The organism is Streptomyces graminilatus (assembly GCF_001418565.1).
In the GTDB taxonomy this organism is placed as follows: Bacteria; Actinomycetota; Actinomycetes; order Streptomycetales; family Streptomycetaceae; genus Streptomyces; species Streptomyces graminilatus.
The window spans coordinates 1-13,170 of sequence record NZ_LIQQ01000465.1 but is presented as its reverse complement, the minus strand read 5'-3'; the positions used below and the strand labels follow the sequence as shown (position 1 = coordinate 13,170).

Genomic DNA, 13,170 nt, shown 5'->3' with positions numbered 1-13,170 from the left:
GCCTGTGATCCGGCGCCGGATTCGGTGCGGGCGAGGACCAGGGCAATGCCTCGGTCCAGGCCGGTGCGGATGTAGCGCTCGGTGTGGCGGCATCCGGTGGCCGTAGTCGCGTCCCACACGGCGCGCTGGGGGAGGGAAGAGACCACCCTCCCCGGGGCGGGGGTGGTCTCTTCTCCTTCGACCAGGGCGCGGACGGCATCCGGCAGGTGGGTCATGGTGCCGGTGCCGGGTCCGAGCCAACGGGCGTACTGCCTGCGGGATTTGATGTCCACGCCGGGCTGTACGGCGTTGGCCGACGCCGTGGCTCCGAGGTAGATCCAGTGCTCACCCCGGGTGGTGGGCACGGTGCGGGTGGCGGGCAGGGTCGTACGGGCCCACGTGATGGCGGCCGGGTTGTCGAGGTCGACGACGGTGAGGCCGGTGCCGCCGGGGTGGTAGCCGACTCCGGCAGCGTGCCGCCATGCGGTGGCCCACTGGGGGGAGTTGAGGACGTTCGGGTCGCTGGTGGCGGCGGCCCAGGCGTGGCAGGGCGCCGGGCAAGTGCAGGGGCCCGGGGTCTTCATGTTCGGCCGGCCACCGCACACGTTCTTCGCGCACACGCGGCAGTTGCCGAACGGGACCTTCCCCGCCCGTAGGGGCAGCGGCGGAACACCGCGCGTGGCCAGACTGAGCGCGATCCGCAGATGAGCGGGTACTCGCGGAATGTCAGTGGGTTGGGTCATGCTGGGAGACCTCCACAGGTCTGTTGAGGGCACGTGGACAAGGGCGGCCCCGGTTCTTGGCGGAAGGGGGCCGCCCTTGGCGTATCTAGAAGGGCGGTTCGTCGCTGTAGCCGCCGGGGCCCCACGGGTCGCGGCCGTCGTGGTGTCGGCGCAGCCAGCGGGGGCGGTGGGGCAGGGGCAGCAGCACGCGGCGCCACTCTGTCCAGCAGGGGCAGGGCTCCCAGTGGGTGCCCTCGTACTCGCCGTCGTAGTGGTTGCCGTAGTCGTACTCGGTGCCGCCCGCCCCCTGGCAGTGCAGGCAGTTGGGGCGGGGTGTGTCGGTGAGCATCAGGGCGGGGCGGGGCCAGTCGGTGAGCTGGATTCGCAGTCGGAGCACAAGATCTCCTTTGTGGATCACTTCTTGGTGCGGGTGAGTTTGAGGGTGATGCCGCCGGCTCCGATGGGTCCGGTGGCGGCGGCGATGACGGTGACGGCGTGGGCGGCGGCGTCGAACAGGGCGCAGAGGGCGACGACCAGACCCCAGCAGCCGAGGGCGGCGGCGCCGGCGACGGCGAACGGGATCAGGATCCGCTGCCATGGGATGCCGTTGCGGTCGGTGCTCTGCACGACGATGACGATCGGGGTGCCGGTGGTTTGTGCGCGGTGCCAGTCGTCGGCGGGGATGTGCGGAGCGATGCCCGGCGGGTCACGGTGGTTCATGAAGGCTCCTTCCCACCCAGGGTGGACCGGTAGACCGGTCCACCCTGGGCGACAGTATGCGGATGTCAGGTGGGTGTGTCAGGGGTGTCAGCGGGTGGTGTCAGGAGTGCGTGACACTGCGGATGCCTAGGGGTTTGGGTGTCAGAGCCTCCTGACGGTGTCAGGCGTCACGCGGGTGTCAGGGCGGGAATGATCCGCCACCGGCCGGTCTGGTTCGTGGGCTCCAACCGTCCTTCCTTGTACGCGTCCTTGAGCCGGGCGGAGACCCACGGTCGGGAGAGGCCGTGCCGGTCGCACCACTCCATGAAGTCCTTCGGACCGACGACCATGCGGCCTTCCGCCTCGAACTGGGTGAGCGCGTCCGCGAACAGCCGGCGGGCTTCGTCCGGGGACGGCTTGTGTCCGGCTTCCTGCCCGAACAGCGGGGTGTCGTCGCCGTCCTCGGCGTCGGGGAGTTCGGCGTCGGGGTCGATGTCGACGTCTTCCGGGTCGACCAGCAGCCCGTACTCCTCCATGCCGTCGTCTCCCTCTGCGGCGGCGGCAGTGGTGCCCGCCGTCGGCTGGTCGTCGGTGTCGTTGCGGGTGGTGTAGGCGCGGCCGGCGACTGCGGCGGCGGCGCGGTCGGTGACCGGGTCGGGGGTGGCGCCGTTGCGGTGCGCCCACGTGGCGAGCAGTTCCATGGTCGGCACTGCCTTGTGCCCGAAGGCGCGGGTGCGGCCCGGGGAGGGGTAGCGGGCCTCGTCGATCCCCGGGGAGACGACGTAGCAGTAACCGGGGCGCCGGTTGCCCCACGCCCCCGGGTGCGCGCCCGCGTCGATGACCGTCTCCGGCAGCGAGAACCCCTCGTCGCGCGGGTCGCAGCCGAGCGCGATCACGGACGGCAGCGAGGCGCGGGTGCTGGTGGACATCTGGTCGTACGACGGACGCTGAAGCGACACGATCAGGGCGATGCCGGCGGAGCGGGCTTCCTGCGCGATGCCGGTGAACACGTCGTCACCGAGGGCGCGCAGGGTGTTGGCGGCTTCTTCCATCCACGCGACCAGGAAGGGCATCCCCGGGCACCTGCACGCGGTGCCGTCCTTGCGGCACGTGTGCGCGGGGTCGTTCTGCTGCTCGAAGCATTCCGGGGTCCACTGCCGGTAGCGGTGCGCCCCCAGCCATCCGGTGCGGGCGGGGATGGCGGCCTTGAGGGCTTCCACCATGACCTCGGTGGCCGCCCCGCCCTCAACAGCCCAGTCGATGCCAGGCAGCAGGGGCCGGAAGTCCTGGAAGGACTTCGGGTCCGACAGCCACAGCACCACATCCCGCCGGGAGAGGATCTCCGTCTGGACGTTCAGGGCGGTGTCGCCCTTGCCGGACCCGGTCCCGCCCGCGATCAGAATGTGCGTGGAGTTCCGCTTGGCGTCCGGGTCGCCGGGGAGCCAGAGCAGGAGCGGGGCACCGTCGTCGTAGCGGCCGAGGACCAGCGGTTCCGCGATCGAGCCCCCGACGTTGGAGGGGCCCTCCCACTCCACGACCTCGGACAGCATGTCCTCGGGCACGATGACCAACTGCCCGCGCCGTGCGGAGCCGGGGTCGGGCAGGTAGCGCACGGCCGACGTCGGCAGATCCAGCGCGGACGCGAGCTTGGACAGGCTCTTGGTGACGTCCTCGTTGGTCTGCTCCCCCGGCTCCAACGCCACGGAAGCGGTGACCCGGTTGGGTTCCACCTGCGTCGCACCGATCTGCGCCCTGGCCAGACCGACCTTGGCGAGCAGGCCCTTGTCGGCGCTTTCGCCGGTGGGGTCGTCGTTGCGGCGCATGATCATGCGCACGTTCCACGACAGGGCCAGTACCGGCCCGCCGATCAGGTACATGTCGTCGATCGGTCCGGCGGTCGGTCCGGCGAGGATGGCGGCGGTCAGCCACGCGGACCCGGCGGCCACCGTGATGGCGGAGTGCAGGCGGCGCTGCTGGCTGGTGCCCTTGCCAATCAGCCAGGTCGCACCGGTCAGGAAGCCGGATGCGAGGGTGAGGCCGACGCCGGCGGCGGCGCTGTCGCCCCACCGCCAGTTCCCCAGCGCGCCGGCCAGACCTACGCCCGCGACCCCGAACCAGGGCGGAAGGTGGGGCATCGCGCGGTTGAGCAGGTAAGTGCCGATGCGCCCTGCGGCGGCCTCACCGGGGAGGAGACCGGAGCCGCGATAGTCGGCGACGAGACCGTCGCCGAGGTAATCCGTGTGCCGTATGCGGCCGTTGCTGTGCCTTGCCATCAGTCAACCTCCTTACTGCTGTGCCCAGTTGATGACGGGCTGTTGCGGCTTGCGGGCGCGGTGACGCACGCGGTTGATCTCTTCCTCGTACTCCTGCTGGAACGTCGCGTAGCAGGACGCGGCGTTCTTCGCGGCGTCCCGCAGGGCGTCGGCGGCCTTGCGCATCTTGCGGGCGACCTTCCGGGCCCGGAGGCGGGAGCCGAACGCGCGTCCTTCGGGGTCGGGGACGACGGCGAGGATGCCTTCGAGGATCTCGGCGCCCATGGCCACCTCGATGGCCAGGGTCACGCCGGCCGCCCGGAGGCTGTTGCAGTAGTTGCGTACCTGAGCGGGGGAGGTGAACTCCGGGGCGGGCAGCAGCGATTCGGCATGCCCACGCCCGTGGCCACCGCCACCGCCGCCGGTGCGGGCCACGCTCTTGGCGTTGTTGACGGTGACGTTGATCGGCGGGACGAACGAGGAGCCCATCGCGCCGACGAAACCGCCGGCCGCCGCTCCGACGCCCGCGCCGACGTTGGTGAACTTGCTGGTCTTGGGGTCGTTCACGGGCCCGCTCGGACGCCGGCCGTTGGTGTTCTGTGCCATCAGACGATCTCCTCAGGTCAGTGGGTGCGGCGGACGATGAACCAGCCGGTCTGTGCCGGGATCAGCAGGAACAGCCACAGCAGCTCCAGCGGACCGGCCAGCGGACCGAACCCGGCGGCCAGAGCCGTCCAGGTGAGGGCGAGGGTGGCGAGGGCGGCGGTGGCGATGCGCCACGCAAGGGTGGTGCGGTGGGCGGGGTGGCGGCGCTGGACGACCAGCAGCCACACGGCCGGCGCGGCGATCGCGGGGGCGAGCACGAGAGCCGACCACCACGCGAGTGCGTGCAGGAGTGCGGTCACCGCGAATGCCGTGAGGGCGATGCCGGTGGGGGCGAGGGCGTGGCGGAAGCGCCACAGCAGACGGCCCGCCCAGCCGGCCACCTCGCGGGCGAGGGAGGGGCGTTCGGGGATGACGATCAGGAACGGCTGAGCGGAACGGCGCCCGCGCTGGCGCGGCAGACGCACGGTGGTGACGCCCGCAGCGGTCTTCACGCGGCGGGTCCGGGTACGGCTGGACACAGCGAACTCCCAGATGAGAGACGGATGGTGGGGTGGTTCAGGCGGCGCACTGTTCGTCGTCGGGAAAGGCGCAGGGCACGCAGACACCGAGCGAGGTGGGGATGACGTATCCGGCGTCCGTGCGGCACTGCGGGCACGTCCGGCGGGCGCGGTTGGCGCACTCCAGTGCCCGCCACTTCGCTGCCGTCATGGGCCGGACGGGCTTGGCCTGGTCGAGGCGGTAGAAGTAGGCGACCAGCGGCCCGCGCCGGAAGCGCGGGCGCAGCGCTTGAGCGGCGACCGGCTGACCCCCGGGGCGCAGACCGCGCGCCCGTAACTGCCGGTAGGTGGCGTAGCCGTCCGGGACACACCGCCAGGGGAAGGTGGGGATGCCGTAGCGGGCGCCGGTCGGGTCGAAGCACTTCGCGTACCCGATCGACATCACGCCACCGCCTCAGCCGCTACCGCCTCACGGGCGGTGCCGTGGTGGCCGGCGTCGCGCAGTTCCTGATAGCGGGTGGACACCCAGCCGACCGACCAGCCGCACAACTCGGCAGCGGCCCGCGTCGGCAACCCGGCCTCGAACGCGGCCTGGACGATCGGGCGGGCCCGGTCCTCGGCGAGCTTCGCGGTAGCCGGTCCGCCGGACAGCAGCGCGGCGCGTTCACGCTCGGCCCGTGCCACGTGTTCACGGCGTTCACGCTCTACCCGCGCCGCCCGCTCCACGTGTTCACGGCGTTCACGCTCGGCGTGCTGCTGCCGTGCCTGCTCGCGCTGCTCGGCTTCCGCTTGTTCGCGGCGTTCACGCTCACGCTGCTGCTGTTCACGCTCGCGCTCAGCGCGTTCACGCTGCTCACGCTCGGCCCGCTCACGGACCTCGGCACGCTCGACTTCCTCGCGCCGCGCCCGCTCCTCGCGCTCAGCCTGTTCACGGACCAAGCGGGCCTCGTGCTCACGCTGTTCACGCGCCAGCGCGGCAGTGTGCTCGCGCTCCTCGCGGGCCAGCCGTGCGGCCGTCTCGCGCCGTTCGGCCGCCGCCTGTTCCCGTGCCGCCCGCTCCGCCTGCTGCTCCTCGTTCAGGGCAGCGGTGGCGGCGGCGATGGCACGCCGGTAGGCGAGCCCGGTCTCTGCGGTGACGATCAGCAGGAGCGGCGCGACCGCGTGCACGGCCGCGCCGACCAGGTCTTTCCACAGGGCGGAGTCGGCGACGTTCAGGGCGAGGGTCATGCAGCCGGTCATCCACCGCAGGACAATCGGCCACTTCCCACCGTGGCCCCCGAGAGCGGCGAGCACGGCATCGAGGCGGACCACGATCACCACCGCCGCATCCACGACGAGCGGCAGGATCGGTGCCGTCCAGTCCCATTTGTCGGGGGTGTGCTTGGCGGCGAGCGGGGTGACGGTGAGGATCGAATACAGCATCGCGCCCGCCACGATCAGCCACGTGCCCACGGAGAGGGCGCGCTCGGCTGAACGGATCTGAACGGCGTTCACGCCCCCGCCTCCGTCCATGAACGCACCCGGATCGCGGCGATCAGGCAGACCGCAGAAGCGGGGTCGCCGGGGGTCTCGCTGTCCTCGGTCCACCTCCACTCGGCACCCGGCACAGGTTCGAACCCGAGCACGCTGAGCGCGTCCACGCGTTCCGTGAACGTCGGCACCGGCAGTGCCCGGTCGAAGGCGTACTCGGGCCACCTCGCGGTGGTGTTGAACAGCACCACGTACAGGCGCCACCGTCCCCGTTGAACGGACATCTGCGCGGTGAACTCCCCCGCCATCACGCCACGTCCGCGAACGCGTCGCCGTCCCGGTTCGCCAGCACGAGGCGGGCGACCAGCACCTTGCGGTGGGCCCGCCGCAGCCGGCGGGTGTCCGTCTCCGTGACCGGCCGGTCCAACAGGCTGATCTGAACGTCCAGCAACTCGATCTCAGCCTGGATGAGCGTCATTTCCGTCTCGATGGCGTCCAGTTCCCCGGACGTCGGCTCGCGGTCGGAGTCGTCGGCGGTAACGCCCGCCTGAACAGCACCGATGTGCTTCATGGGTCGTGTCTCCTTAGAGGGTGGAACGGCCCGAACAGCGGCACCGGTGTTCGAGCACCGGTGCCGCGCGCCGTTGTGGAGTCAGCAGATGTGCGGCTCCCCACGCCCCGCCCGTACGAGCACCGCATGCAGCAGTGCCCGGACGGGCAGGGGAGGCAACCGGCCGCCGCACCAGATGCGGCGGCGGAAGAAGGCGACCGGCGGGTGGTGTGCGGGCGCCGCCGGCCGGTCGATGCGGCGGCGCCCCGGAGATGTCGTCGGTACACACCGACCTCCCTCAACGAGAAGGGGAAAACGGCTTCACCGGTCGGCCCTTGCGGGGCGGACCGGTCCCGAGCCGGTGAATTCGGGTGCGTCATCGTCACTGCTCTGACGCCAGCAGGGCGGCTTGCACGAACGGTGCAGGTTGGCGTGCCGCCGACGACGTCACCCGGTCGTCTCGGGGGCGGTCTTCTCATCCCGCCACGTGCATTGGAGCCCGCTGTACCTCCCCACACCCGTCACCGGGTGGCGCCTGCCAGGCGCGTAGGGGGAGAGCTGCGTCCATCACGATGGTTTGCCCCCGGACTCTCGCCCTGGGCACCTGCCGTGACCGCCGCTCTCGCGTCAGCCCCGCACGATCACTGTTCAGTTCTCAATCAATGCGTGCTTCCTTCGTACTCACCCCTGCGGGCTTTCCTCCGGGCACATCCATAGCCTGGACCGGTGGACCGGTCCAGTCAAGTGGGGTGACGTCGGGTTTGTCGACATTGCAAGTGTCGCTGCTGGTCAGGGAGTTGATGGAGCATCAAAAAAGCCGGACCGGAGGACCGGTCCAGCTCTTCTGTGGGTAACTCAGACCTACATTGCATAGGTCTCCACCTGCTCATAGTGAGGGGAGGGCGTGACCCCCTCTTCGCATACGAGCGGGCGCCCATCCTGGTCGTACGCGGTGTGCAGGATGACGGCGACCGCCGTCGCCTCGGGCAAGGCGAGGTGGTGGGACTCATGCTCGGTTGCGAGTCGCACCGTGGTCACGTCCACCCCCTCTACCGGATGGCGGCCGGTCTGCCGACGAACGTACCGAGTCGTTCCCTCGGCGATGGGGGCCGTCTCCGCGAGCCGAGGGGAGGCTTCCGCGATCTCCGGCGGGAACCACGCTTCCGCGTAGCTGTGTGGACTCCCGTCGGGGAGTCGGTGGATTCGGGTGCGTCGGAGGGCGGCAACCCCTGAATCAATGCGCAGCGCGGCGGCCACGCGTACCGGGGGCTCGGCCCAATCCGGCTCGCCGACCCGTTCGAAGGGCATGCCTCCAGAGATGCGGGCGGAACCAGCACGTCGGGCGCCCGCAGGCCGCGCGACGGGCGTGTTCGTCACAACGAACCCCGTGCCCTGCTTGGCCACCACGACACCGTCGTTGCGCAGCACATCCAATGCCTTGATGGCGGTCGCGCGCGACACCGACCACTGTTCCGCGAGGTAGCGCCCGGACGGCAGCGGCTCATCCGGACCGAACTCGCCGGCGGCGATGCGCGCACGGAGAGATTCCGCGATCTCCTCGTACTTCAGTAGGGCCATAACTTTCCCTTCCGACGCTCCAGGGTGGACTGGTCCACCGGTACACACCATACTGCTGCTATGTCGAATCGCGATTTGGCCCCCTCTGTCCTGCGCTTTTACGGCGAGACTGTGAACGAGAGCAGCCGCCTACGTCGCTCGGCAGACGGTCGGCTCGAACTGGCCCGTACACAGGAACTCCTGCGCCGGTTCCTGCCGCCGGCCCCCGCGCGGGTGCTGGACGTCGGGGGCGGCACCGGAGTCCATGCGGAGTGGCTGGTGCAGGACGGGTACGACGTGTCCCTGGTAGACCCCATCCCCCGCCATGTTGAGCAGGCATCCGCTGTCTGCCCGGCATCGCTCGGGGACGCGCGAGACCTGAATGCGGCCGATGACAGCTATGACGTCGTCCAACTACTCGGCCCGCTCTATCACTTGCCCGACGCTGGTGATCGCCGCAAGGCACTCTCGGAAGCCCGGCGCGTGGTGAAGCCGGGTGGGTTGGTAGCCGCAGCGGCGATCAACCGGTATGCCTCACTGTTCGAGCACGTCACGTATGCGCACCTTCACACGGAGCCTATGCACGAGGCAGTCTCGAAGATCCTCCGAACTGCGGTGCACGACGGCGATCACTTCACCCTGGCGTACTTCCATCGGGGCGAGGAGCTTGCCGACGAGCTTCGGGAATCAGGGCTCATGGACGTGCAGGTGTTCGGCATCGAGGGTCCGGCGTGGTCGCTCGTGAAGGCGGTGGAGCAGCAGCCGGGCGACGGACCCACGGACGACCTGATCGCGTCCGCCATGGCGGCTGCGCGGATGGCTGAGCCTTACCCGGAGCTGCTCGCCGCAAGCTCTCATCTGCTCGCGGTGGGACGGGCGCCCGCCGACGCCAACGGCTGACGTCTCACCCGCAATCAGGGTGCTGCGGGCCATGTGCGGGCCAGCAGCCCGCCAACGACGCAAGAATCACGCTCCCCTGCAGGTCAGACATGGTTTCGTTCCTGATTCCGCGACGCTCTTGAAAACCGTCGTGGCAGCGATGTCACCGTGAGTTCGAATCTCACCGCTTCCGCCAGGTCGGAAACCTGCTGTACCGAAGGGGTGTCTCTCGCTGAGGGGCGCCCCTTTCGCATGGGGTGTCTCGCCTTGACCGCCGGTACGGCGTGGCTGCTGCTCTACCGCTCGGTGGTGCCGTCCTCGCCGTCGATCTCGTAGATCCGCTCTTGAAGCCGTTCACCGGCCCAGTCCAGCTCGACGCCCAGGTCGAACCAGTGCCGATCCTTGCGGACCTCGGGCTTTGAGAGGTTCACCGCCGCCCAGGAGAACACCCCCAGGAGGACGGAACGCCCGTGCCGCGTTGTACGCACGGACAACGCGAACGGCGCGGCGAGTGCCGCGCGGGTGACCAGCATGATCCGTTCGTCCTCGGAATGCTGGCGCCCACCCGTGAGGAACTGGGGCGTTTCAAGGATCTTGACCCACTCGACCACCGCGTCTGCCACCTGGGCGCGCAAGGACTCCTCGATCCCCTTCCGGATGGCCGCCGCGGGATCATCACCGAGCCAGCCAAGCCAGTGATCCGGATCAGTGAGCTTGGTGAAGTCGTCCTGTGGCACGCCGTGTCGGGGATTCTCCTCGTACTCACCCGTCAGTTTCCCGCCGCTGTCCACCAACCACGCGCCGCGGATCGCTTCGGGAGGTACGTAGCCGTTCGGGTCGTCGATGTACGTCCGGTCGATCTCGGCGACGCTGCCACCGGGATTCTCGGCGGCAGCAGCCAGCAGCGCCGGCTCGTTCGGTATGCCCTTGCGCCTGCTTCGTGAGCCAAAACGCCACACGTTTCCCCCCGCCGTTTCCCGCCCGGTCGACCGTGATTGTGCCGCACCGGTCGGGACCGCACGAGGGGTGTGCGCGTGACGGCGACCGGCGGGTGGGGTTTCTCGGCCTGCCCGTAGGCTCGGGTCCGACAATATGGCAAGGGCGGGGAGTTCATGCGATGGCGAAGCCGGTACGTGCGGCACTTGGGGATGTCTGGCTCAAGTGCCAGGTCTGCCAAGGAGATCTGTTCCGGGAGCGGGGCGTCCTGCTCAACAGCACCGGCATGGAGTTCATGAAGTTGGCCTGGGCCGACGAGAATGCCACGGGCCTGATCTGCTGGCGGTGCGGCTACGTTCACCTGTTCGCCAACAAGAACATCAAGCTCTACAAAGCTGACAAATAGCGCAGAGCGCAGAACTGGGTGGGTGTTGACCTGTGCGCTGAGTGGCGTCGTCGGCGCGTCCGCCGACCGGGGGCTCACCCCCGCCACCCCGACATCCGCGCCGCCGAAGCCACAGTAGCCCGTGCCTCGCGCTCCGTCAGGCCCGTCCGGACGGCCGCCTCCACAAGTGAGGCCAGGAGAGCGGGGCCGATGCCGTTCTCGTACGCCCTGCACGCTGCCCAGAAGAGGCGGGTGTTGCGTTGGCCCTCGTGGGCCGCGAGGACGAACTGGACCAAGCCCCGGCCGTGTTCGCCGTGGCTGTGTTCGTCCGGGCCATGGGATGTGGATGCGGGCGTGGAGCGGCGGGTGCTGGGCGGTGGTGGGAGGAGGAGGCGCAGGAGAGGTGGTGGGCAGGGGGCCGGGGTCAGATGGGCCGTGCCCGGTGCCGTGCCGTAGACGCCGTGTTCGGTGCGGGAGCCGGGGCCGACGAGGTAGCCGCCGGCCCCTCTGATGTCGATGCCGGGGGCCAGCCTGCTCGCGGAGTTGGGGACCACGGTGTCCGGCGGGCCGGTAAGCCAGAGGTGCCGGCCGCCGGACGGGGTCAGGACGACCACCGTCTCGGGGATCGTGAACAGGTGCCGCAGGGCCAGTTCGCGCAGAGCGGCCGAGGAGTCCGTACCCGACTTGGTGTCCAGGTCGACGCCGATGAGGTGGTGCGGGGGCAGGCCGCAGGCGATGCCGTAGCCGGTGGCCCAGGGGGCGGCGGCGAAGAGTTCGCGGATGCGGGACGGGTCGGTCGTGGCGTCGTACACGCCGTGGCCCATGCCTCCGCACTCGCCGTGGCACGGGGGCGGGAGCGGGGCGTCGCGGTGGGGGGAGCGCAGGGCCGGGAGTTTCGTCCGGGACAACGGGATGACGGCCAGGCCGCGTTCGGCGGCTGACAGGGCGTGTGCGAGGGCCAGCGTCGTGGCCTGCCGGGATGGGGTGGCCATGAATTCATTTTCGTACGCACGTTCGAAAATGGGAAGGGTGCGTCGACGCGTCGTGGCCCTTTGGGGTGAATGGCTGGAAATGTGCGGGAACGCTTCGGCCCTTGCGTCCCTTGGGGTCCCCCACTCCGGGTTGGCGTGAATCACCCGTACTTGCCTGACCTGCGACTTTCGTGGCGTGAAGAGGGTTTATCGACTTGTCCTCACGCTTCAGGGGGAATAAACGGTTCCGGGGTGGTTCGCCGGGGATTCGGTGGGCAATTCTGATCTTGCGACGCAGTGCACGGCGGCGACGCGACACCGGGGCGGGTGGCCAACCGCCTTGGGGGCCGCGGTAGTTCAGGCATCACAGCAATACGTGACTCGCAACTCGCAACTCGCATCACACGCACTTCGTACGGTCCGGCACTGGAGCCGGGGCGTACATGTTCTGGAGGAACAGACATGGCAAGCATCCGTACCGCCCGCGTTCTCGCCGCCGTCTCGGCCCTGCCCCTCGCTGCCGCGCTCTTCGGCGGCGTCGCGGCGGCGGACAACGGCGCCTTCGCGGACGACGGATCGAACTCGGCCGTCGCGGGCATCGTCGGCAGCGGCGTGGGCGGGAACAACAGCGGCAACTCGTCCACCTCGCAGCAGCAGGCGGTCGGCTCGGGCGCCTCGAACCAGAACAACACCGCGCAGGTCAACGGCTCCGCCTTCACGGCCATCGACCAGTCCAACGCCGTCGTCCACTTCACGAACCTCTGGTGAGCCGTGGGCCGGCGGGGGTGTGGGTTCCCGGCGGTCCTGAACTCCCTTGTGGGGAGCGCTTCATGGGGTGGTAACGCGTCTGCGCGGCGGCACGTACTTCGTGTCGCCGCGCAGACGTTTTCCGGCCTTCTCCGGACCCCTCTCCGGTCCCTTGGCGTCCTATTGACACCCTCCGTCATCTGACGGACAGTCAGAAACCGTGAGCCACCTATCCGGTCAGCACCCCAGCCATCAGCCGCCCGGTCATCAGCCGCCCAGTCATCGGCCGCCCGGTCATCGGCCTGCCGGCCGGCCCGGTGATCCGTCCGGCGAGCAACTCTCCGAGCAACTTTCCGGGCAACTCGCCGGGCAACTCTCCGAGCGGCTCGCCGCGTTCGAAGGGCGTCCCGCCGTCAGCGACGGTGTCGGCAAGGATCCCGTCAACGAGGCGATGATCCGGCACTGGTGCGAAGCGCTGGGCGACACCAATGAGGCGTACGCCGGTCCGGACGCCGTCGCGCCGCCCGCCATGCTCCAGGTGTGGATCATGGGCGGCCTCTCCGGGAACGCGGGCCGGTCGGCCGCGTACGAGGAACTGCTCGGCCTGCTCGACGGCGCGGGCTGCACCTCGGTCGTCGCCACCGACTGCGAGCAGGAGTATCTGCGGCCCCTGCGGCCGGGGGACCGGGTCACCTTCGACTCGGTCGTCGAGTCCGTCACCGGGCCCAAGACCACCAAGCTCGGCACCGGGTACTTCGTCACGACCCGGACGGACGTACGAGTCGACGGTGAGCCGGTGGGCAACCATCGCTTCCGGATCCTCAAGTACGCGCCGGCGCGCGCGTACGCCCCCGCACGCGCCCCTGAGACACCCGAGGGGCGCGAACCCCAGGCCGCCTCCACCTCCACCCCCGCTCCCA

General features: G+C 69.9%; 17 protein-coding genes. 4 read left to right on the top strand and 13 right to left on the bottom strand.

Features of this window, described 5'->3' with window-relative positions:
* The 11 genes from AOK08_RS32985 to AOK08_RS32935 all read right to left on the bottom strand — a co-directional run.
* On the bottom strand, positions 1–722 hold a 722-nt coding region (locus AOK08_RS32985), incomplete at its 3' end, for a bifunctional DNA primase/polymerase (RefSeq protein WP_055532875.1).
* Positions 723–807: 85 nt separating this feature from the next.
* Positions 808–1,098 (bottom strand): hypothetical protein, encoded by a 291-nt coding sequence (locus AOK08_RS32980; RefSeq protein ID WP_198539466.1) that lies wholly within the window; start codon positions 1,096–1,098, stop codon positions 808–810.
* Positions 1,099–1,115: 17 nt separating this feature from the next.
* Positions 1,116–1,421 carry a hypothetical protein gene (locus tag AOK08_RS32975; RefSeq protein ID WP_055532870.1) on the bottom strand — a complete coding sequence of 102 codons (306 nt, stop codon included), beginning with the start codon at positions 1,419–1,421 and terminating at the stop codon, positions 1,116–1,118.
* Between the two features lie 167 nt (positions 1,422–1,588).
* Complete coding sequence (gene traB, locus AOK08_RS32970; protein WP_107101110.1) at positions 1,589–3,673, bottom strand: plasmid transfer protein TraB; 2,085 nt, start codon at positions 3,671–3,673, stop codon at positions 1,589–1,591.
* 12 nt (positions 3,674–3,685) lie between these two features.
* Positions 3,686–4,258, bottom strand: a complete 573-nt coding sequence (gene traA / locus AOK08_RS32965; RefSeq protein ID WP_055532868.1) for a plasmid transfer protein TraA — start codon at positions 4,256–4,258, stop codon at positions 3,686–3,688.
* Positions 4,259–4,275: 17 nt separating this feature from the next.
* Positions 4,276–4,776, bottom strand: a complete 501-nt coding sequence (locus AOK08_RS32960; RefSeq protein ID WP_055532867.1) for a hypothetical protein — start codon at positions 4,774–4,776, stop codon at positions 4,276–4,278.
* A gap of 37 nt (positions 4,777–4,813) precedes the next feature.
* Positions 4,814–5,197, bottom strand: coding sequence for an RRQRL motif-containing zinc-binding protein (locus AOK08_RS32955; RefSeq protein ID WP_055532865.1), 384 nt, complete (start codon positions 5,195–5,197; stop codon positions 4,814–4,816).
* On the bottom strand, positions 5,197–6,249 hold the full coding sequence (locus AOK08_RS32950; RefSeq protein ID WP_055532864.1) for a hypothetical protein: 1,053 nt from the start codon (positions 6,247–6,249) through the stop codon (positions 5,197–5,199). The genes AOK08_RS32955 and AOK08_RS32950 overlap by 1 nt, the downstream gene beginning before the upstream one ends.
* The gene (locus tag AOK08_RS32945; protein ID WP_055532863.1) at positions 6,246–6,533 is read right to left on the bottom strand and encodes a DUF6303 family protein; all 288 of its coding nucleotides are present in this window, start codon (positions 6,531–6,533) and stop codon (positions 6,246–6,248) included. The genes AOK08_RS32950 and AOK08_RS32945 overlap by 4 nt, the downstream gene beginning before the upstream one ends.
* Positions 6,533–6,796, bottom strand: a complete 264-nt coding sequence (locus tag AOK08_RS32940) for a DUF6284 family protein (protein ID WP_055532861.1) — start codon at positions 6,794–6,796, stop codon at positions 6,533–6,535. Before AOK08_RS32940 ends, AOK08_RS32945 begins: the two co-directional genes overlap by 1 nt.
* A gap of 840 nt (positions 6,797–7,636) precedes the next feature.
* Positions 7,637–8,353, bottom strand: coding sequence for a GntR family transcriptional regulator (locus tag AOK08_RS32935; protein ID WP_055532860.1), 717 nt, complete (start codon positions 8,351–8,353; stop codon positions 7,637–7,639).
* 60 nt (positions 8,354–8,413) lie between these two features.
* Here AOK08_RS32935 and AOK08_RS32930 point away from each other — a divergent pair, with 60 nt between their 5' ends.
* Positions 8,414–9,232 carry a class I SAM-dependent methyltransferase gene (locus AOK08_RS32930; protein WP_055532859.1) on the top strand — a complete coding sequence of 273 codons (819 nt, stop codon included), beginning with the start codon at positions 8,414–8,416 and terminating at the stop codon, positions 9,230–9,232.
* A 275-nt stretch (positions 9,233–9,507) separates the two neighbouring features.
* Here AOK08_RS32930 and AOK08_RS32925 read toward each other — a convergent pair whose 3' ends face one another.
* Positions 9,508–10,302: a hypothetical protein gene (locus tag AOK08_RS32925; RefSeq protein ID WP_241827190.1), complete on the bottom strand. Its 795-nt coding sequence runs from the start codon at positions 10,300–10,302 to the stop codon at positions 9,508–9,510.
* Between the two features lie 26 nt (positions 10,303–10,328).
* Between AOK08_RS32925 and AOK08_RS32920 the strand changes: the two genes are divergently transcribed.
* Entirely contained in the window at positions 10,329–10,553 is a 225-nt protein-coding gene (locus AOK08_RS32920) for a hypothetical protein (protein WP_055532857.1), read from the top strand.
* Between the two features lie 74 nt (positions 10,554–10,627).
* Here the strand turns inward: AOK08_RS32920 and AOK08_RS32915 are convergent, their stop codons facing one another.
* Positions 10,628–11,524, bottom strand: a complete 897-nt coding sequence (locus tag AOK08_RS32915; RefSeq protein WP_055532856.1) for a bifunctional DNA primase/polymerase — start codon at positions 11,522–11,524, stop codon at positions 10,628–10,630.
* A gap of 441 nt (positions 11,525–11,965) precedes the next feature.
* On the opposite strand from AOK08_RS32915, the gene AOK08_RS32910 reads away from it, so the two are divergent.
* A complete protein-coding gene (locus tag AOK08_RS32910; RefSeq protein WP_055532855.1) occupies positions 11,966–12,271 on the top strand; it encodes a hypothetical protein in 306 nt (101 codons plus the stop codon).
* A 199-nt stretch (positions 12,272–12,470) separates the two neighbouring features.
* Positions 12,471–13,170 (top strand): FAS1-like dehydratase domain-containing protein (locus AOK08_RS43930; RefSeq protein WP_198539465.1); only part of this gene is annotated, 700 nt, incomplete at its 3' end.